Genomic DNA, 20,134 nt, shown 5'->3' with positions numbered 1-20,134 from the left:
AACTTGACCCCAAATCTGCCGGTCAGGGCGTTTCAGGGCCTTGGCTGTATCCCGAGCCCCTTGCCGTCGCGCATGACGGCGCGCGCTTCGGGCAGAAAGTCCGAGCCATCGCCCTCATGAAGCACGAAGCCCGGCATCAGCCGCAGCGGCGCCTTGCTGGCGCGGATGGCGCGCAGCAGGATGCGGGTTGCGGCAGCATCGGCGCGCGGGCGCAGGGGAATGATGTCGATGGCACCGAACCGGCCCTGAAACACATCCAGCAGTTCCTGCAGGCCATCGGCACGGAAGATGACGGTGAGCGTGCCGCCTTCGCGCAGGATGTCGGTTGCGGTCTTCGCCCATGGCTCCAGTCCGCGCTCGTCCAGCACATGGGCGCTCGCCCGCTCGCCCGAGGGAGAGGCACGGAACTGGCCGGGCTGATAATAGGGCGGGTTCATGATCACGTGATCGGCCATGCAAGGGGTGAGTCCCGCCGCATGGCGCTGGGAGCCCTTGGCGGTGATATCGGCCTCCAGCACGCTCACGCGGGGTGCAAAAGCGTTATTGAGGGAATCAGCCAGTGCGCGCCGGGCCAGAAGCGCGGCCAGCGGATCGATCTCCACCAGAGTGACGCGAATATCCGGCAGGCGCGCTGCCGCACAGAAGCCCGCTGTGCCAACACCTGCGCCCAGATCCACCACATGGCCCTTTGTGCCATCGGGCAGGGCTGCGGCAAGATAGACCGCGTCGAGCCCGGCACGGTGAAAACCCTTTGCGGGTTGCTCGACGGTGACAAGCCCGCCCAGAAAGGCATCGCGTGTGGTGGCAACGCCTTCCGGCAGCGCAAGGGCGGCAAGCTCAGGGGCAGGAGGGACGGGGGCAGGAGGGATCTGGCGCGTCACGTCAGCGTCCTTCTTCCGGTGTCAGCTCATGGCCAAGGCCCGCGTCGCGCATCAGGCGGCGGGCGGCGGTGATCTGATCGGCAGGGACAAGGATTCGCCGGGGAATCATGGCGAGCGAGCCTTCCAGAATGCTCATGTTGGCATCCGCGACAAAATGCGCGATCCCGGCTTCGTCAAACATCGCTCCCACAGCTGAAATGAGAACCAGATCATTGGTCTTCAGCAGTTCTTCCATGATCCCGGTTTCCCTCTCTGAATAGAGCGCAGTGCAGACATATGGTTTATGCGTCTTTTCCGGTGGTGAACAACACTGTTCACTGCCTTGTCAAACGATTGATCCCTTGCGGGGGGACGCTCGGCGACCTATTGTCCGCCAAAACCAGCCTTGGGAGAGTGTTTTGGCAGCCGTCGCCGCTTCCGCACCCGAATTGAAGAAAGCCAAGCCCGCAATCCAGCCGCTCGTCGACCTGACGGCAGGCGGCATGGGGCAGGTCAACGATCTGATCCTGTCCAAGGCGGGCTCGAATGTCGAGCTTATCCCCGAGATTGCCAAGCACCTGATCGACTCGGGCGGCAAGCGCCTGCGGCCCATGCTGACCCTCGCCATGGCGGACATGTTCGGCTACCGCGGCACGGGCCATGTCATCCTCGCGGCCAGCGTCGAGTTCATGCACACGGCGACGCTGCTGCATGACGACGTGGTGGACGAGAGCGACATGCGCCGGGGCAAGCTGGCGGCGCGCAAGCTCTGGGGCAATCAGGCCAGCGTTCTCGTCGGCGATTATCTGCTCGGCCAGGCCTTCAAGATGATGGTGGACGTGGGCTCGCTGGAGGCCTTGCGCATTCTCGCCGAAGCCTCTGCCATCATCGCCGAAGGCGAGGTGATGCAGCTGGGTGCGGCCAAGGACATTTCCACCAGTGAGGCGCAGTATCTCAAGGTGATCGAGGCGAAGACCGCTGCGCTGTTTGCGGCTGCTGCCGAAGTCGGGCCTGTGATCGCCGGTGTCGAGGGTGCCCAGCGTGCGGCCGCCCGCCGCTATGGCATGGATCTCGGTCTTGCCTTCCAGCTCGTGGATGATGCGCTGGACTACGGCGGATCGAGCGCGGATCTCGGCAAGCAGGTTGGCGATGATTTCCGCGAGGGCAAGATCACCCTGCCGGTCGTCGTGTCTCTGGAGCGCGGCACGGACAGTGAGCGCGCCTTCTGGAAGCGCTGCCTGGAAGAGGGCGATATCCGCGACGGCGACCTTGAGGAAGCCATTGCCCTGATGCGCCGCCATTGCGCCATCGAGGAAACCATTGTCCGCGCCCGCCAGTATGGCGCCAGTGCCATGGCCGCCCTCGATGAACTGCCGCAGGGCCCGCTGACGGACGCCCTGCGCGAAGCCGTCGAATTCTGCATCGCCCGGGTGAGCTGAGGCTCACCCGGCAAAGGCCGTCATTTCAGCAATATGCTGGTGAACTTTGAAGCCCCGCCCGCCCGCAGATTGATACCGGTGGGCGGGCAGGGCCTTACGATACGCTGACGGCGTAGACGTCTTCCGCAGCAAGCGGCAGCAGGCGGCTGGCCATTTCGGCCTTCAATTCCTCGTGCCGGGCAATCTCGCCGGGTGTCTTGTCTTTCTTGGCGCCCAGGGTGACGAATTCTTCCCTCACATGCCCCGGCCTGATCACGGCCTCTGCCGTCCGCCCGCGATAGCTGAAGCGGAAGACGTAGGGTCCCGGATGATCGGTGATCACATCCTTGCCGCCAATCGCCTTGTCGACGGTCAGCCGTCCACCGGTCAGTGCACGGGTCACCATTTCCAGCGCGTCGTGCCCGCCAGGGCCGGAGAAGGCTGTCACGATCGTGACTTCGCGCCGCTCCAGCGGTGTATCGGAGAGTAGGGGAAACGCTGCCTGCATCGCCTTCAGGGCGTGGGCGACGCCGCCGGGGAAGCCGCCGCCGTGATAGGCGTTGATGGCATCGAAGGTGAAGCCAAGCGGACGGCCGTTGTCCAGAACAGTAATGAAATCAGGCATCTGCAAGGGCTTTCAGGTTGGGAACGAAACGGTCGAGGAAGCTTGTCGTCGCGGGCATGAAATGCGAGCCATGGTGAAACATCGGGTCGAGTGAGGAAAGGATCATCGTTCCGGGCGTCGAGACCTTGTCCTCGTAGAAAATGGTGCGGCCATCACCGTCGCGGGCAAGAACAGTGGCCCCATCCGGCGGCGTGAACCAGCCATGCAGATGCCATGTCACGTCCTTGCTGCCGATCCCGGCCATCAGCGGATGGCCGGCAGCAGCCCCGGTGACGCGCACGCCGAGATCGGCGGCCGGATCGAGCCACCACCACCAGTTCGTCGGGGTTCCGGTGAAGCTGACATCCGGCAGCCACAGGTCGGACCGGCTCTCGCCAAGCGCAATCACCGTGCCGCCGGCCTCCAGGTGGCGGGCAAGCACGGGCTTCTGGGCGGTCATCCGCTGCGCTGGCGTGCGGCACGGAACCCAGAGAATATCGCTGGGCTGCAGGACGTCACCGAGCTGCTCGGGCGCGCAGATCACATCGAAGACATCAGTGTAGCGCGCGCCCTCCAGACTGCGGATATGGTAATAGGTGCCACAGGAGGGCGCGACGACGCGCCGCCGTCCGGTCCGGCGCTGATTGCGCATGCCGGTGTAGGTCTCAGGTTCTGCCAGCGGCAGATCGGCTGCCGGTGCGGACGGTGCGGCGGGCCAGGGGTCAAAGCAGGCGCCGCCCTGGGTCCAGCCGATGATCCGCCGCATCAACTCGCCCGCGAGGTCCCATTCCAGCCCTATGGAGCCGAGGTCATTTCCGGCATGGGAGAAGATCCGCCCGCCTTCCGGCCGCGCCCAGACCCAGTCGACCGGCACGTTTGCCGGGCCCAGCCCGTTAACCGCGACCGCGCCCTCGGGCATCGGATTGCAGCCTCTGCCGTAAAAGCCCGCCACACCCTTGTTGGTCTCAAGCTTCGAGAGCTCGATACCGGAAAACAGCGGATGCTGGTTGACGGACGACAGGTTGAAATCGGCTCGTTTCGGCGCCTCGATTGGCCGGTACTGCGCCATGCCATCCACCAGCGGGCGGAGCATATGGCCGTTGAAGAACCAGCGGCCGCCGGCATTGAGAAAGGCGGCGAGCCCGTCCTTCAACGCCAGCATGGCATTCTGGTCGAGCTGATTGCCGGTGATCAGGCCCTCGTGCGCCAGAAGCATGTCCGCAGTCAGCTCCGGCTGCCCGACGATTGTCACCAGGCCTTCGGCTGCGGCCGCCAGCACCGCCTCCGAGGGGGCGTCATAGGCGGATTTCAGATAGATCGTGCTCATGCGGCCTCTATTCCGGCAAAGGCCGGCAGGATTGCCCGGCGCATCTCGCCTGCAGGTCCAGTGATGTCCACCCATCGCATCGCGACACCGTAGAGTTCGGAGAGATTGCCGGGCTCGATCATCTCATCGACGGTGCCATGAATCTCGCGGCCGCCCGGCATCATCAGGAGAACGTCGTCGGCTGCGGCAAGGGCATGGTTCGGGTCGTGGGTGGTAAAGAGGATTGCCTTGTCGCGGCGGAGCCGCAGCGTGTTGAGAAGCTCCAGCGTGCGCGACTGGTTGCCGAGGTCGAGGGCCGAGGTCGGCTCATCGAAAATCAGTGCGGCCGATCCGGTGGCGATGGCGCGGGCGATCAGCACCATCTGCCGCTGGCCGCCGGACATGCGGTCGTAGCGAAGCCCGGCCAGATGGGACGCACCAACCTCGGCTAGTGCTTCTTCCGCTGCTGCGTGATCCTCCGCGGAGGGCTGGCCGAACAGGCCCAGCCGGGCGGCCCGGCCCATGATCACCACGTCAAGGCCGGACAGCTTTGCCTGCGAGGCGCCGTGCTGCGGCACGTAGCCTGCAATTTTCGGTGCGCTGCGGCTGCCTTTTGCCAACGGCTGAAAGCCGAGCATGGCGCGTAAAAGCGTGGTCTTGCCGCGGCCATTGGGGCCGAGGACGGCCATGGAGCGGCCAACGGGCACGTTGAAGGTGATGCCGGAAAACAGCGTGCGGGCGCCGAAGGATACGGACGCATCGTGAAGCCCGATCATGCGCGGTTCGTCTCCCTGAAATGGCGCCGCAGCAGGTAGCCGAACACCGGGGCACCCACCAGAGCGGTCAGGACGCCAAGCGGGATCTCGGCTGCAGTCAGCGTGCGCGCCATGGTGTCAATCAGCGTCAGATAGGCGGCACCAAGCAGCGCCGAGGCCGGGATCAGCGCGCGATGGTCTTCGCCGACCAGGATGCGCGCTGCATGCGGCACGACGAGGCCGATCCAGCCGATGATGCCAGCCACCGCCACCGAGGTGCCGGTCATCAGCGAAATGGCGATGAAGATGTACCAGCGTTCCCGGTCGGGATTGACGCCGAGCGAGCGGGCCTCCTGCTCTTCAAGCGCCAGAAGATTGAGCCGGTAGCGCAGCAGCCAGACGGCGGCAAGGCCAAGGCCCATGCCCGGAACGGCAAGCCACAGTCTCGGCCAGGTGGCGGTCGAGAACGACCCCATCAGCCAGTACACGATGGCAGGCAGAGAAGTATTGGGGTCGGCAACGAACTGCACGATAGACACCAGCGCTGCAAACAGCGCCCCGATGATCATGCCGGCGAGGATCACCGTGATCACCTCGGTACGGCCGTTGATACGGGCCAGAAGCCCGACCAGAACCAGCGCCGACAGGCCCAGAACGAAGGCCATGCCGAGCAGCACCATGCCGGAATAGCCGAACAGAATGGCAAGGGCGCCGCCGAAGGCCGCGCCCTGGCTGATGCCGAGCACCTGCGGCGAGACCAGAGGATTGCGGAACACGCCTTGCAGTGCCGCACCGCCAACGGCAAGTGCGGCACCTGACAACGCCGCCAGCAGCACGCGCGGCAGACGCACGAGCAGGACGATGCGCTCGTCCATCTCGGCCGGTGCCGCGCCGGGGTTGAGCGCCGCCGCCGCCAGTATCTCGGCAATGCGCGTCAGATCGACGGAAAAGCGTCCGGCGCCGATCGAGAACAGCATGCTGGCGCACAGCGCCAGAACCATGAGCCCGAACGCCCCGATCCGCAGGCCGGCCGGCCTTCCGCGCCGGTTTTCAGCTGCGGCGATCGTCATCTTACTTCGCCCTGAACTGGGCGTAACCGGCAGCATCGCCCTGCATGCCGATCCACAGGATGCCGTCGATGTCCTCTTCGGTCAGATCGTAGCTGTAGAGCGTCCTGTAAGCCTTCTTCATTTCGCTGCGCAGGTCATACTGGAAGATGTCCGGATGCATCAGATTGCCGAGCCACATCCAGGTCAGCGGGCTTTCCTGGTTTGGCGGATCCCAGCGGTAGCCGCCAAGCGGCATCTTGTAGACGCGCTTTTCCTGAGCGGCTTTTGTCAGCGACAGGATCGGATCCTCATAGACCCGGTCGACGCCAAGCCTTGCCTCGAAGCTGTTCAGGAGAATGACATCGGGGTTCCACTCGGCAATCTGCTCCGGGCTAATCGTCGTGCCCTGGCCTTCGAGATTGGCCGATGCCGAGGCCGCGCCGGTCAGATTGATATAGAAGGCGTTGTAGTTGCCCTTGTCGCCGGAAGCGGTCAGCGTTTCGAGCGCACGGCCGAGATAGAGCACTTTCGGCCGTTTCCCGTCCGGGATGTCCTTCGACTTGGCTGCCATTTCGGCGGCCACCTGATCGCGCCAGCCGTTGATCAGCTCCGCCCGTTCGGGCTTGCCCATCGCGGTTGCCACCATGGCCTGATACTGCTTGGTCTTTTCCTCGGTTCCGTAGGAGATCAGAAGCGCGGTCAGTCCGGCATTGACGATCGGATCGACCAGATCCGGGCCACGGTCTGCCCACTGGATGACCAGATCGGGATTGGTGGCCGCCAGTTCCTCGACGTTCGGAATGAAGTTCGGCGCAGTGATGCCGGAGGGGATGTCCTTGGCTTCGGGGAATATCCTGCCGAGCACACCCTCGACGATCGCCGACTTTGCGGTCGGGTTCATCCCGACCAGCTTCGAGGTTCCGCCATCCATGGCGATGATCGTCGATGCCATCGGGATCGGGATGGATGCGATCCTTTCGGCAGGTTTTGCCAGCACAACCTCACGGTTTTCGTGGTCGGTGATCGTGATCTGATCCGCCATCGAGCTGGCCGGCTGGGCCAGAACGAGCGCGAGTGCGACCGGCAGCTTGTTCCATCTGGAAAACATGAAGATCCCCTGAAAGTTTTCTCAGGAATCACATCCTAAATATGAATATAAATGTCAAGATTTTTAATATCCCTGTCATAAATTAGGATGCCCAAACGTCATGCGATGGCCGGGGTTGATCACATGACGCCGGCTGCATGCCCAGTGTCACGATTGTTCCGGGTGCAAAGAATGCGGGAATGGCTTACCCGTTGTCCGCTGGCGGGACCCTTATCCGGCGCTCACTTCGCTGGCTGCAATCCACCAGCCGGGGTGCCGCTGGCGCAGGTCATCTGCCAGTGCGCCCGCTGCCTCCGGCGCGCAGAGGGCAAAGCAGGTGGCGCCGGAGCCGGACATGCGGCAGAACTCCGCTGCCGGGTGAGCTTCCAGCGCAGCCAGCACTTCCGCAATGACCGGTGACAGGATGATGGCTGCGGCCTGCATGTCGTTGCGGGTGCCGTCCAGCCAGCGGATGAGATCTTCGCGGCTGGAGAATTCCTCAGGCAGTGCGGGCAGGGGCGGATTGTTGCGGCGTTGAAGCGCGCGGAACACGGCAGGCGTGCTGACCGCCACGCCCGGATTGACCAGCATCAGGCCGCAGCGGGGCAGGGGGGGCAGCGGAGCAAGGGTTTCGCCGATGCCGGACATGCGGGCCGGCCGACCGGCCAGGCAGACAGGCACGTCCGCCCCGAGGTCCAGCGCGATGGACTGCAACGCATCCGCAGGCACCGCAAGGCCTGTGGCCTCCAGGACCAGTCTCAGAGCCGCTGCCGCATCTGCCGACCCGCCGCCGATGCCGGAGGCGACCGGCAGGTTCTTTTCCAGATGCACGGCAAAGGGTGGCAGAGACTGGCCGGACGCGTTCTGCAGCGCGGCGATGGCGCGCAATACGAGATTGCTGTCCGCCGGGCCGCCGCCTTCCAGCGCGGCGGCAAAGGGGCCGGAAACGGTGAAGGAGGAGCTTGCCGCGGCCCGCAGGCTCAGCTGGTCGCCCGTTTCAGCGAAGATGGTGAAGCTGTCCAGCAGGTGATAGCCATCCTCCCGCCGCCCCGTAATGTGCAGGGCCAGATTGATCTTGGCTCTGGCAAGGCAGGAAAAAACCGGCGCGGTGTCCGCGCCGGATGATGTTCCGTTCCCCCTCATGGCCGGATCAGCCGCCGTTCTTCGGCGGGGCGCTGGCTTCGACGGCCGCAGGCGTATCGGGCAGGCCGTTTTCGATCTTGTCGAGGATCTTCACAAGATCTTCCGGAGTCGGGTTGAGGTCGCGGGCATGGTTCCACTGGAACCGGGCCTCGAGACGGCGTCCTACCTTCCAGTAGGCATCGCCCAGATGGTCGTTGATCACCGGATCGGCCGGGCGCAGCTGGACCGCACGCTCCAGTTCCCGCGTCGCTTCCTCGTAGCGGCCAAGCCTGTAATAGGCCCAGCCCAGGCTGTCGACGATATAGCCGTCGCTGGGGCGCAGGCGGACGGCCGTCTGGATCATCTGCATCGCTTCATCGAGCTTCATGCCCTGATCGACGAGCGAATAACCCAGATAATTGAGCACTTGCGGCTGATCCGGGTAAAGCTCCAGCGCCGTGCGCAGATCGACCTCCGCCTCGTTCCACTTCTTCAGCCGCTCGCGGCAAATGCCGCGGTTGTAATAAAGCCCCCAATGCTCCGGCTGAGGCTTGTCCACCGTGTCGATGCCTTTGGTGTAGACCACCTCGGCCTCTGCAAACATCTCGCGGGAGCGCAGCACATTGCCAAGCGCAATGATCGCCTCAAGATCAGCCGGGTCCTTGTCGATGAGGGCCTGAAGATGCTGGCGGGACTCATCCACCTTGTCGAGGGCGTTGAAGTTGAGGCCGATCTGGATCTCCGCGTCCCGCTTCAGCGGTGAACTCTCGGGCACACGCTCCAGAGCGGTGATGGCCCGGTCCGGTGCATTCAGCCGGTTATACAGCCCGCCAAGGGCGAGAGCTGCAAAATCGCCATCTCCGTTGAGATCCAGCGACAGGTTGAGCAGGGCAGCGCCCAGTTCTTCTGCGCCGTCATTGCCGATGGCCGAGCCGAGGCCGCTCAGAAGTTCAGCTATTCCCGTCAGCGGGTCCGCGACAACCGGGCCAAACGTCTCCCCCTTCTCGATCCGCGCGCGGGTTGTGGAGAGGATGGGATGGCTTGGGATCAGCTGATCATACTGGTTGAGGACGGCGAGGGCTTCTTTCTTCTTGCCGGCAGAGGCAAGCAGAATGGCATAGGTATCGGCAACTTTCAGCGCTCCGCGGTCCGCCTCATAGGCTTGCTTGATCCGCGTCAGGGCAATGTCCATACGCCCGGCCTGCTGGGCCATCAGGGCGGCATGGTTGTGCTTGAACACATTGAACCAGTCAGGGCCCTTCAGCGCATCAAGACCTGCAAGCGCCTTTTTCAGGTCGCCCGCTCCAAGGTCGAACCAGGCTTTGGAAACACCGACGGTGAGATCTGCAAGCGGACCGCCGCCATCGCTTTCGAGCGTCTGGGAGGCTTCGCGGAAGCTGCCGTCGCGCGCCAGATCAAGGCTTTTCAGGAGGCTTGCCATGAAGTTGCGGATCTTCAGGGCCTGCATGTCCTCGGCAAGAATGCGTGCATCCTCAAAGTCGCCACTGGCCATGCGCAGCATGAAAGCGCGTTCCACCAGGAGGCCGTTTTCCGGATCGGTGCCGAGCGCCTCTTCAAAAAAGGCGGCGGCCGAGGGAAAATCGTTCCAGCGGGCGGCAAGGCGCGCTGCCAGATAGCTGCCGGCCTGGGTGACGGGAAGATCCTGAGGGGTGCCATATTGCGGCAGTGTTGCTACCGGCTCGCCAGAAGAGGCCTGCACCTGCACCGGGACCATCAGAAGCGCCACGCCAAGCAGCAGGCGGCTGCAGCGGCCCGCGGAAATCTTGCGCTTCTGCGCCGGAGCGTCGGTCAACGTCGTCATCTTACCTCTCAGGACCGATGGTATGCGCCATCGTGATTCCATGTGAACCCACATCTTCATGATACGATGGCGGCTTTGTGGCGCCGGGGCAAGCCGGAGCCCCGCCTTTGGTGGTATCACCTGATCACATTTATCACAAAGCTTCGCGATGCCAGCCTGATGATTGTCAGACGTCTTGCCGCATTCGACCTTCGGCCAATTGCCAAGCCCTGTTCAACTGGTGCTTTGCGTTGCGGTGCAAAAAAGCCTTGTGCGCTCCGGTCCGGCATTGCAGGAATAACGGGCGCGAGGTCAGCGTTCAGCTTTCCGCCGGAGGAGGCAGCCCGGTGGCGGGACGCGTAACGGGAGATGCAGCATGACCAAGTGGGTGTATGGCTTCGGCAATGGAACTGCGGAAGGAAATGCGGGTCTGAAGACCCTGCTCGGCGGCAAGGGGGCCAATCTTGCCGAAATGAGCAATCTGGGCCTTCCCGTGCCGCCTGGCTTTACCATCACCACAGAGGTCTGCACCTGGTATTACGACAAGGGCAAGACCTATCCGGACGATCTGGCGCAGCAGGTGGAGCTGGCCCTTGCCGCAGCCGGGGAACTGACCGGCCGCCGCTTCGGCGATGCGCAGAACCCGCTGCTGGTGTCCGTCCGCTCCGGTGCAAGAGTGTCCATGCCCGGCATGATGGACACGGTGCTCAACCTCGGTCTCAACGATGTGACGGTCGAAGCCATCGGGCGGGCCGCAGGTGACCGCCGCTTTGCCTATGACAGCTACCGCCGCTTCATCCAGATGTATGGCGATGTGGTGATGGGCCTTGATCACCACGCCTTCGAGGAAATCCTTGATGAGGTGAAGGATGAGGCCGGGCACTCGCTGGATACGGATCTGTCCACCGAAGAACTGATCAGCATTGTCGAGCGCTACAAGGCGCTGGTGGAAGACGAGCTGGAGCGGCCATTCCCGCAGGATCCGATGGATCAGCTGTGGGGGGCGATCGGGGCTGTGTTCGAGTCCTGGATGACCGCCCGCGCCCAGACCTACCGCCGCCTGCATGACATTCCGGCCGACTGGGGCACGGCGGTGAATGTGCAGGCCATGGTTTTCGGCAACATGGGTGAAACCTCCGCCACGGGCGTTGCCTTCACCCGCAACCCGTCCACGGGCGAGAAGGCGCTTTATGGCGAGTTCCTCGTCAATGCGCAGGGTGAGGACGTGGTGGCCGGCATCCGCACGCCCCAGGACATCACCGAGAAGGCAAGGCTTGAGGCAGGGTCCGAACGGCCCTCCCTGGAGGTGCTGATGCCGGAGGCCTTTGCCGAATTCCAGACCATCTGCGACCGGCTGGAAGCCCATTACCGGGACATGCAGGATCTGGAATTCACCATCGAGCGCGGCAAGCTGTGGATGCTGCAGACCCGTTCGGGCAAGCGCACGGCCAAGGCGGCGCTGAAGATTGCCGTCGACATGGCGGACGAAGGGCTGCTGAGCCGCGAGGAAGCGGTGCTGCGCGTCGAGCCGCAGGCGCTGGACCAGCTGCTGCATCCGGCGATCGATCCGGCGGCAAAGCGCGACATCCTCGTTACCGGTCTTCCGGCATCCCCGGGGGCGGCCAGCGGGGCCATTGTCTTTACCTCGGAAGAGGCCGAAGAGGCCAAGGCTGCCGGCCGCAAGGTCATTCTGGTGCGCGTTGAGACCAGCCCGGAAGACATCCACGGCATGCATGCGGCGGAAGGCATTCTGACCAGCCGTGGCGGCATGACAAGCCACGCCGCGGTGGTGGCGCGCGGCATGGGCAAGCCCTGCGTCTCCGGCGCCGGTGCGCTCCGCATCGATTACCGCAATGGCACCCTCACGGCGGGCGGGCGGTCGCTTGCCAAGGGCGATGTGATCACCATCGACGGATCAACCGGCCAGGTTCTGGTGGGCGAGGTGGCGATGCTGCAGCCCGCGCTGTCCGGTGATTTCGCCACGCTGATGGGCTGGGCCGACGAGGTGCGGCGCATGAAGGTGCGCACCAATGCCGAAACGCCGGCGGATGCACGGGCCGCCCGGCAGTTCGGCGCCGAAGGCATCGGCCTTTGCCGCACCGAGCACATGTTCTTCGATGGCGACCGGATCATTGCCGTGCGCGAGATGATCCTTGCCTCCACGGAGGAGGGCCGCCGCGCGGCGCTGGGCAAACTGCTGCCAATGCAGCGGGATGACTTCGTGCAGCTGTTCGAGATCATGCATGGCCTGCCGGTGACGATCCGCCTGCTGGATCCGCCGCTGCACGAGTTCCTGCCGAAGTCCGATGAAGAGATTGCAGAAGTCGCCGCTGCCATGGGCATTGACGCGGAGAAGCTGCGCGAACGGGCGCTGGACCTCGAAGAGTTCAACCCGATGCTGGGCCATCGCGGCTGCCGTCTGCTGGTCTCCTATCCGGAGATCGCTGAGATGCAGGCCCGCGCCATCTTCGAGGCAGCTGTCGAGGCAGGCAGGCAGACCGGCGCACCGGTGGTGCCGGAGATCATGGTGCCGCTCGTGGGCCTGAAGGCGGAGCTGGACCTCGTGCGCGGGCGCATCGACGCCATGGCGGAGGCCGTGGCGAAGGAAACCGGCGTTGCCGTGTCCTATCAGGTCGGCACCATGGTGGAGCTGCCGCGCGCTGCCCTGCGCGCTGGCGACATTGCCGCCACGGCGGAGTTTTTCTCCTTCGGCACCAATGACCTGACGCAAACCACCTTCGGCATTTCCCGTGATGATGCGGCGTCCTTCCTCGGCACCTATCAGCTCAAGGGCATCATCGAGCAGGATCCGTTCGTTTCCATTGACAGGGATGGTGTCGGCGAACTGATCTCCATCGCAGCCGAACGGGGCAGGGCGGTGCGGCCGGACATCAAGCTCGGCATTTGCGGCGAGCATGGCGGTGACCCGGCCTCGATTGCCTTCTGCGAAAGCGTCGGCCTCGACTATGTGTCCTGCTCGCCCTTCCGCGTGCCCATTGCCCGGCTTGCGGCGGCGCAGTCCTATCTGCGCCGGACATGAGGCATGGCGGGCAGTGAGGCCATCGCTGCGCTCAGGGCCGGGGGCAAGCTCGCCCTTGCCCGGGCGCTGACCCGGATCGAGACCGGCCACGGGCAGGCGGAGGTGGATGCCTTTCTGGATGCGGCCTGCCGGGAGGGCTCGGGCCACGTTCTAGGCCTCACCGGCCCGCCCGGTGCGGGCAAATCGACGCTCACCAACAGCCTGCTGAAGGCGCTGCGGGGCGCGGGCAAGACCACCGGTGTCATTGCCGTGGACCCTTCCTCCCGCCGCTCGGGTGGGGCGCTGCTGGGCGACCGGACACGGCTGACGGCAGACCCTGAGGATGCGGGCATCTTCATCCGCTCCATGGCGGCGCGGGACCGGCTGGGCGGGCTTTCGGATCATGCGCTGGCGGCCATTGCCGTGATGCGGGCGGCGCGTGAGGCGGTGATCGTGGAATCCGTCGGCATCGGCCAGTCGGAAGCGGATGTGGCGATCGCGGTCGATACGCTCGTTCTGTGCATCCAGCCGGGCTCCGGCGACAGCCTGCAGTTCATGAAGGCCGGCGTCATGGAACTGCCCGACATCATCGTGGTGACCAAAGCCGACATGGGCGCCTATGCGGCCCGTGCCGTGGCGGATGTGAAGGGCGCCCTGTCCCTGAGCGACCGGGAGCGCGAGGGCTGGCAGGTGCCGGTGCTGCCGGTGAGTGCGCAGGACGGCAGCGGCCTTGAGGCACTGCACGAGGCGATTGAAGCGCACCGGGTGTTTCTGGAGGCTGGCGGGCTTGCGGCGCGGCGCTTTGCCCAGCGTCAGGAGGCCTGGGTGGCGGACTATCTGAAGACCCGCTATGGTCAGGCCGGAAGCCATCTTCTCGCCCCGGCGGCGCTGATCCGCGCGGCGGGTGGCCCCTTCGTGGCCATGCGGCTGGCGGACCGCCGTCTGGTGGTCAAGGTGGTGCCGGACGAGGCTGCAACGGAGACCTGACATGACAGAGGCCGGCAGCAGCATTGGCGAAGTCTCGGAACTGACGGGATTTCCGGCCAAGACACTGCGCTATTACGAGGACATCGGGCTGGTGCGCCCGCTGCGGCAGGACAACGGCTACCGTGCCTATTCGCCGGCGGATGTGGAGCGGCTGCAGTTTCTCAAGCGGGCCCGCAGCCTCGGCTTTTCTATCGAGGATTGCCGCAGCCTGCTGGAGCTGCGCCAGAACCCGCACCGGAGCAGCGCCCGTGTGAAGGCTGTGGCCGAGGCGCATCTAGCGGACCTGGAAACCAAGATCCGTCAGCTCATGGATCTGCGTGACGATCTCACCGGCATGGTCGAGGCCTGCCGGGGGGACAGCTGCCCGGACTGCGCCATCATCGAAGGGCTGTCAGGACATTGAGCCACGCAATCTTCAACCGGCGAGACGGCTCGCGGGGCGCAGGATCATCGGATCAAGGCTGATGCTCTGGATGAGAGCGGAAACGGTTTCCACCGGGGCAGGGCGGCCGATGTAATAGCCCTGCATGCGCTCGCAGCCGGCGCTGGTGAGGAACTGCACCTGCGGCGCGGTTTCGATGCCTTCGGCCACCACGGTCATGCCAAGGGCCGCGCCCAGATCGATGATGGTGCGCACGATTGCCTGCGCCTGCGGGCTCTCATCCACCGGGGAGATGAAGTCCCGGTCGATCTTCAGGATGTCGAAGGGGAAGCGGCGCAGGTAGCTGAGGCTGGAATAGCCCGAGCCGAAGTCATCCAGCGCGATCTTGAGGCCCAGTTCCTTCAGCCGCTTCATGGCCGTCAGAACGGTGTCGTCCTTGCCGGCGAAGACGGACTCCGTTACCTCGATTTCAAGGCGCGAGGGCGCAACGTCAAAGGCGGAGAGGGTCTCGATCACCTGATCGATGAAGCGCGGATGGCGGAACTGGGTCGGTGAAATATTGACCGAAACGGTGATGTCCGGCCAGTTATGGGCATCCCGGCAGGCGCGGCGCAGCACCCAAAGCCCCAGGTCGTTGATCAGGCCCGTCTCTTCGGCAATGGGCACGAAGATGGCCGGGCTGATCGGCCCATGGTCCGGCTGGGTCCACCGCACCAGCGTTTCCACAGCGGCAACGCGGCCGGTGCGGCTGTCCAGCTGCGGCTGATAGGCGACCGAAAGCAGGTCATTGTCGATGGCACGGCGCAGGTCGCGGGCGATCTTGTCGCGGGTGTGGACATGCTCTTCCATGGCCGGATCGAAGAAGGACCAGCGGCGGCGGCCATTGGCCTTGGCATCGTAGAGTGCGATGTCCGCCTTGCGCAGCAGTTCTCCTGCGGTGGTGCCGTCCTGCGGGGCAATGGCTGCGCCCATGGACAGGCTGACGTAGAGCTCGCTACCGGCAACCCGCAGCGGGCGGCTCAGCTCGTCCTGGATGTGGCTGAGCTGATATTCGATGAGGGAGCGCGAGCGGCAGCCCGACAGGATCATGGCGAATTCATCGCCCGAGATGCGCGCCAGCATGCCCGTGGGCGGCACGATGGTGCGCAGGCGCGCCGTCACCGCCTTGATGACTTCATCGCCGGCCGCATGGCCCAGCGTGTCATTGATGTCCTTGAAGTGATCCAGATCGATGTAGATGACAGCCGTCAGCCCCTTGGCGCTGCGCTCGTCCTGATAGTCCGCCAGGGCCTCCACCAGCATGCGGCTGAAGTAGTCACGGTTCGGCAGACCGGACAGGCTGTCATGTTGAGCTGCGTAGATGGCGCGGGCCTCGCTGTTGGCGAGCTTGCGGGTCGATTGCCTTGCATAGTTCAGCAGAAGGGCGGTCATGGCGGCGATGGCCAGCACGAGCAGAACAAGCACCGGCAGGATGCGCATGAGCATCAGCGAACCGGGACGGGATGAGCGCCAGTTGAGGCGCGTCACCGGCTGGCCGGACGGATCCATGACGAGGATTGAGGCCACATCGCTGCGGCTCTGTTGGACCGGCCCTGCTTCAATCCCGGCAATACCTGCCATTCCGGAGAGGCGGCCGAGCACCGAAGGGGTCATGGCGACGAAACTCAGCAGCACGGCCGGCGCATCCCGATCTGCGCCGATGTTGTGGGTCTGCGGAGAGATTGCCGTCACACTGAAGTAATGCGGACGCCCGCCCGCCAGGACAACACCGTTTTCGAAGATGGTCCGGTGATTGGCCCGGTAGTCCGGCTGAAACCTGTAGGTGCCGGAGGGCGTCTTTTTGAAGCTTGCAATGTAGCTGGCCCTGACCCGGGTCACCGGTCCGCTAAGGGCGGTGAGCAGCGTCTCGTCAAGCCAGTTGGCTGCACCATCGTCATCATAGGCGACAATGGCTGACAGATTGCGGTCTAGAATGGCTGTCCTGGTGTGGCCGTGCATTTGAGACAGCGAAATCGCAACCCGGTGCAGCAGCCAGGCGGCTTCTTCCGAGCCGCGCTTTGCCCGGAAATAGGCATCGTCCCAGACCGCGGCGGCTTCCTGCTGGTTGCTCAGCTGGTCCAGCTGCAGCGCCAGCGATCCTTCGATCAGGTTGCGCTCGCTGTCCTCTGCGGCAGTATCGGTCAGGGCCGAAGACCAGATGAGAATTGCGAAAACAAACACGACGGCAAGCAGCATCACGCCAATCACCGGAATGATGATTGTGTTTGCTATCTTTCCTCCCTGCGTCCCTATTCCCTGATCCATGTTGACCCGTCCCCGGCTTCTGAAATTTAGTCTCCGGGAAAAGACTTAAAGAATGGCGGATGGACTTGGTTAAGGTCAGTTCATGAAGAGACAAATTGTAATGCTGCATTGAAGAATGGGCCTGTTGGAGAGGTTCCCCGGCTGTTTTGTTATACCGGCGTGAAGCAATGATTACGTAACGTCATGTTTGGCGTCTAAGCGTTTGAAGATTCAGACAGTCTCAGGCACGGCCGGGCCGCCGCAGATGCATTCGGGACCTTTTTCTGGAAGCTGGAACTGGTATTGTGCCGTTGAAACGGGAGATCGCATGGATCAGATTGCGCGAACACGCGGCGGCTGGCCGCAGCATATGGATGAAGATGCCTATGCGGCCGCAATCTTGCGCTGCGCGGACAACATCCTGCCCATGCACATGGGCGAGCGGCTGATCAACAAGATCTTCGGCAAGAGCCTGCAGTCCCATGCGGCGGGCTTGCTGGCGATCCTTCATTGCCGGGCGCAGCTTGGGGAAGGGGAGGCCGCCACGCTGTCCATCCTGCAGCAGCAGATGGGCCGCAGCCGCACGCTGGCGAGCTTCATTGGCCTGCTGAAGCTGGCCGGTTATGTGCGGGCGGTTGAGGCCTCCGGCAACCGGCGCGAAAAGCGGCTGGAGCCGACGGAGCTGATGCTGGACGGTCTCAAGACCTGGCTGTCCCATCATCTGGCCTGTGCCGAAGTGGCCGGGCTGCCGCTGCCGGGGCCGGACCTTCATCAGCGTCTGCAGACCGATCCCGTCTATGGCCTGCGCCTTGTGGCCGAGACCCATGACATGGTGCGCCTGACCCGGGAATCGCTGGCGGGGGAAGGTGCCTGGCCCTGGTTCGACCGGTTCGACTGCGGCGACCGGCTGGCGCTGATCCTGCTGAAGGCCCATTACGGCGCGCCGGAACAAGCGCCCTGGCTGCCCTTCGCCGCACGGCAGGTTGCCGCACAGCTGGGCATCTCCCATTCCCATGTGCGCAATGTCATCAACAAGGCGGAGGCAGCCGGGTGGCTGGTGCAGCGCCGCGATCAGGGGGAGCTGCAGCTCTCGCCTGCCTTCCTCACCGGCGTGCGCGATTGGTATCTGATGTTCTGGGGCTGGTTGTGCGAAGCCGCGCACCGGGCGCATGAACGTGGAGCCGGTCCAGCCTCAATGTGACAGCCCTCAGATCAGCTGCAGGCCCCGGAAGCTGATTTCCGCGCCGCGCGCCACGATGATGTGGTCATGCACCTCGATGCCCAGAGGCTTGGCGATATCGATGATCTGCTTCGTCATCTGAATATCGGCGCGCGACGGCGTCGGGTCGCCGCTCGGGTGATTGTGGACCAGAATGATGGCCGTGGCCGAAAGCTCCAGCGCCCGGCGGATCACCTCGCGCGGATAGACCGGCGTATGGTCCACCGTGCCGCGCTGCTGCACCTCGTCGGCGATGAGGCCGTTCTTCTTGTCGAGGAACAGGATGCGGAACTCTTCCCGGTCCGCATGGCCGCTGGCGGCGCGTACATAGGTAACGACCTTGGACCAGGAGGACAGCGGTTCGCGGTCGACGATCTCGCCTCTTGCATAGCGGGTGGCACAGGCCTGCAGCAGTTTCAGCGCATCGGCCACCTTCTCCCCGGCGCCCTTGACCTCCTGAATGCGGGCCGGTGAGGCAGCCAGCACATTGGTGAAGGAGCCGAAACGCTGCAGCAGGGCTTTCGCCAGCGGCTTGGTGTCGCCGCGCGGAATGGCGAGAAACAGGCACAGTTCCAGCAGCTCGTAATCGGCAAAGCCATCCGCTCCGTGCTGGCGGAACCGGTCGCGCAGCCGCTCCCGGTGGCCGGTATAATGCGGTGCGGGCGCGCGCTCCGAAAAGCCGCCCTGCGCCTCGTCCGTCTTGTCGCCCGTGTCGTCCTTCGGCATGCCGCGTTCCGTGGTCAGAAGAGCTGAAGAGGGGTATGCGGGAGGTGTGGCTGCTCCGGTCAGTCTATCCTGCTCAGGCGGCCTTGTCGAAGCCGGGCCGGTGCAGGCCCCTGGGCGAGAGCGTGAAGATCTCGCAGCCCGTGTCGGTGATGCCGATTGCATGCTCGAACTGGGCCGAGAGCGAGCGGTCGCGGGTGACGGCGGTCCAGCCGTCGCTCAGCACCTTCACCTGCGGTTTGCCGAGGTTCACCATCGGCTCGATGGTGAAGATCATGCCCGGCTTCAGCTCGATGCCTTCACCCTTGCGGCCATAGTGCAGGATGTTGGGCGTGTCGTGGAACAGGCGGCCGACGCCATGGCCGCAGAAATCGCGCACCACGGAGCAGCGCTCCTTTTCCACGAAGGTCTGGATGGCATAGCCGATATCGCCCGTGGTGTTGCCGGGGCGGGCAGCCTCGATGCCCAGCAGCAGCGACTCGTAGGTCACTTCGATCAGCCGTTCGGCCGAGCGCTTCAGCTCGCCCACCGGATACATGCGGCTGCTGTCGCCATACCAGCCATCGACGACGAAGGTCACGTCGATGTTGACGATATCGCCCTCGCGCAGCGGCTTGTCATTGGGGATGCCGTGGCAGACCACATGGTTGATCGAGGTGCAACTCGCCTTGGTGTAGCCCCGGTAATAGAGCGTTGCGGGCAGCACGCCCTTGTCGCGGCCGAAGCGGTAGACGAAGTCATCCAGCTCCTGCGTGGTCACGCCGGGCTTCACCAGATCCGCAAGGCCGTCGAGGCATTCGGCCGTCACCTGGCCGGCCTTGTGCATGGCCTTAAAATCTTCCGGCGTATAGAGCCGCACCTGGCCGGTGTTCTTGAGCGGGGCGGTGGCTGCGTCGATATAGGTGACCATAGGTTCCGTTCTGATCCGATTCGTCTCCGCCCTGTGCCGCAGGTCAAGGACCCGCTGCGCATGGGACTTGGAGGACTTGGCGCGCAAGGCCGTGGTGCTCTGGCGCGGGGCACCAGACCGGGGCGGCATGCTGCCTGTTGTCATGGGGCTCGCCTGTCTGTTCTGTCGCCTAATATGAGCGGCCCCGGCTTGCAAGGAAAGATGTGTCAGCCCCCGCAGAAGAATTTTCCTGCCGCAGGCTGGGGGAGGCGGGGGAAAAGGGGAGTGGCAGGCCGTTACCGGGCCGGCTGCTGGCCGGCAACGGCCTGCCGCCGGCCCGGCAAGGGCCTGCCCGTCCGCACCAATTTGCACTTGCAGACGGACGCCTCTGCCGCTACCTCATACCCGCGCCGGAGACAGCCTCCCCGGCCACCGGCCAATGCCCTTTTATCGGGGCCTGACGCCGACCGGACAGGACCCGCCAAAGGGCGCGCCTTTGCTCCGGCCCAGACATGCGGACGTGGTGAAACTGGTAGCCACAGCGGACTTAAAATCCGCCGCCCTCAAACGGCTTACGGGTTCGAGTCCCGTCGTCCGCACCAGGCTGCATCAGCCCCCATAACTTCCAAA

At 64.4% G+C, this 20,134-nt stretch carries 17 protein-coding genes and 1 tRNA gene; 6 read left to right on the top strand and 12 right to left on the bottom strand.

Annotated elements, in window-relative coordinates:
- Window positions 1–32 precede the first annotated feature (32 nt).
- On the bottom strand, window positions 33–881 hold the full coding sequence (locus tag ACVNHC_RS13985) for a tRNA1(Val) (adenine(37)-N6)-methyltransferase (RefSeq protein WP_457167609.1): 849 nt from the start codon (window positions 879–881) through the stop codon (window positions 33–35).
- Between the two features lies 1 nt (window position 882).
- Window positions 883–1,116 (bottom strand): putative signal transducing protein, encoded by a 234-nt coding sequence (locus ACVNHC_RS13980; RefSeq protein ID WP_050472695.1) that lies wholly within the window; start codon window positions 1,114–1,116, stop codon window positions 883–885.
- Between the two features lie 247 nt (window positions 1,117–1,363).
- Here ACVNHC_RS13980 and ACVNHC_RS13975 point away from each other — a divergent pair, with 247 nt between their 5' ends.
- Window positions 1,364–2,299, top strand: coding sequence for a polyprenyl synthetase family protein (locus ACVNHC_RS13975; RefSeq protein ID WP_457167718.1), 936 nt, complete (start codon window positions 1,364–1,366; stop codon window positions 2,297–2,299).
- Between the two features lie 94 nt (window positions 2,300–2,393).
- On the opposite strand, the gene ACVNHC_RS13970 is transcribed toward ACVNHC_RS13975, so the two are convergent.
- The 7 genes from ACVNHC_RS13970 to ACVNHC_RS13940 all read right to left on the bottom strand — a co-directional run bounded on the left by ACVNHC_RS13970 (window position 2,394) and on the right by ACVNHC_RS13940 (window position 10,023).
- Entirely contained in the window at window positions 2,394–2,903 is a 510-nt protein-coding gene (locus ACVNHC_RS13970; RefSeq protein WP_050472697.1) for a hypothetical protein, read from the bottom strand.
- The gene (locus tag ACVNHC_RS13965) at window positions 2,896–4,209 is read right to left on the bottom strand and encodes a hypothetical protein (protein WP_457167608.1); all 1,314 of its coding nucleotides are present in this window, start codon (window positions 4,207–4,209) and stop codon (window positions 2,896–2,898) included. Before ACVNHC_RS13965 ends, ACVNHC_RS13970 begins: the two co-directional genes overlap by 8 nt.
- Window positions 4,206–4,964: an ABC transporter ATP-binding protein gene (locus ACVNHC_RS13960; protein WP_186415001.1), complete on the bottom strand. Its 759-nt coding sequence runs from the start codon at window positions 4,962–4,964 to the stop codon at window positions 4,206–4,208. Before ACVNHC_RS13960 ends, ACVNHC_RS13965 begins: the two co-directional genes overlap by 4 nt.
- Window positions 4,961–6,013, bottom strand: coding sequence for a FecCD family ABC transporter permease (locus tag ACVNHC_RS13955; protein WP_050472699.1), 1,053 nt, complete (start codon window positions 6,011–6,013; stop codon window positions 4,961–4,963). Before ACVNHC_RS13955 ends, ACVNHC_RS13960 begins: the two co-directional genes overlap by 4 nt.
- 1 nt (window position 6,014) lies before the next feature.
- Complete coding sequence (locus ACVNHC_RS13950) at window positions 6,015–7,100, bottom strand: ABC transporter substrate-binding protein (protein WP_457167607.1); 1,086 nt, start codon at window positions 7,098–7,100, stop codon at window positions 6,015–6,017.
- 210 nt (window positions 7,101–7,310) lie between these two features.
- Window positions 7,311–8,222 (bottom strand): 4-(cytidine 5'-diphospho)-2-C-methyl-D-erythritol kinase, encoded by a 912-nt coding sequence (locus ACVNHC_RS13945; protein WP_457167606.1) that lies wholly within the window; start codon window positions 8,220–8,222, stop codon window positions 7,311–7,313.
- A gap of 7 nt (window positions 8,223–8,229) precedes the next feature.
- Window positions 8,230–10,023 carry a tetratricopeptide repeat protein gene (locus ACVNHC_RS13940; protein WP_457167605.1) on the bottom strand — a complete coding sequence of 598 codons (1,794 nt, stop codon included), beginning with the start codon at window positions 10,021–10,023 and terminating at the stop codon, window positions 8,230–8,232.
- A gap of 355 nt (window positions 10,024–10,378) precedes the next feature.
- Between ACVNHC_RS13940 and ppdK the strand changes: the two genes are divergently transcribed.
- Genes ppdK through cueR form a run of 3 tightly spaced genes read left to right on the top strand, consistent with a single transcriptional unit; the run spans window position 10,379 to window position 14,411 of the window.
- The gene (gene ppdK / locus ACVNHC_RS13935; RefSeq protein ID WP_058899504.1) at window positions 10,379–13,042 is read left to right on the top strand and encodes a pyruvate, phosphate dikinase; all 2,664 of its coding nucleotides are present in this window, start codon (window positions 10,379–10,381) and stop codon (window positions 13,040–13,042) included.
- Window positions 13,043–13,045: 3 nt separating this feature from the next.
- A complete protein-coding gene (locus tag ACVNHC_RS13930; RefSeq protein WP_457167604.1) occupies window positions 13,046–14,008 on the top strand; it encodes an ArgK/MeaB family GTPase in 963 nt (320 codons plus the stop codon).
- A gap of 1 nt (window position 14,009) precedes the next feature.
- Window positions 14,010–14,411 (top strand): Cu(I)-responsive transcriptional regulator, encoded by a 402-nt coding sequence (gene cueR, locus ACVNHC_RS13925; protein ID WP_457167603.1) that lies wholly within the window; start codon window positions 14,010–14,012, stop codon window positions 14,409–14,411.
- A 12-nt stretch (window positions 14,412–14,423) separates the two neighbouring features.
- On the opposite strand, the gene ACVNHC_RS13920 is transcribed toward cueR, so the two are convergent.
- Window positions 14,424–16,625, bottom strand: coding sequence for a putative bifunctional diguanylate cyclase/phosphodiesterase (locus ACVNHC_RS13920; RefSeq protein WP_457167716.1), 2,202 nt, complete (start codon window positions 16,623–16,625; stop codon window positions 14,424–14,426).
- A gap of 376 nt (window positions 16,626–17,001) precedes the next feature.
- Here ACVNHC_RS13920 and ACVNHC_RS13915 point away from each other — a divergent pair, with 376 nt between their 5' ends.
- A complete protein-coding gene (locus tag ACVNHC_RS13915) occupies window positions 17,002–17,874 on the top strand; it encodes a hypothetical protein (protein WP_457167602.1) in 873 nt (290 codons plus the stop codon).
- 6 nt (window positions 17,875–17,880) lie between these two features.
- Here ACVNHC_RS13915 and radC read toward each other — a convergent pair whose 3' ends face one another.
- Window positions 17,881–18,618 (bottom strand): RadC family protein, encoded by a 738-nt coding sequence (gene radC / locus ACVNHC_RS13910; protein WP_050472708.1) that lies wholly within the window; start codon window positions 18,616–18,618, stop codon window positions 17,881–17,883.
- Window positions 18,619–18,691: 73 nt separating this feature from the next.
- Window positions 18,692–19,525 carry a type I methionyl aminopeptidase gene (gene map, locus ACVNHC_RS13905; RefSeq protein WP_058899516.1) on the bottom strand — a complete coding sequence of 278 codons (834 nt, stop codon included), beginning with the start codon at window positions 19,523–19,525 and terminating at the stop codon, window positions 18,692–18,694.
- 493 nt (window positions 19,526–20,018) lie between these two features.
- On the opposite strand from map, the gene ACVNHC_RS13900 reads away from it, so the two are divergent.
- A tRNA-Leu gene (locus ACVNHC_RS13900) sits at window positions 20,019–20,106 on the top strand.
- Window positions 20,107–20,134 lie beyond the last annotated feature (28 nt).

The organism is Pannonibacter sp. Q-1 (genome assembly GCF_054073275.1).
Note: the sequence above shows the minus strand (reverse complement) of the source record. Positions and strands in the feature narration are given on the sequence as shown.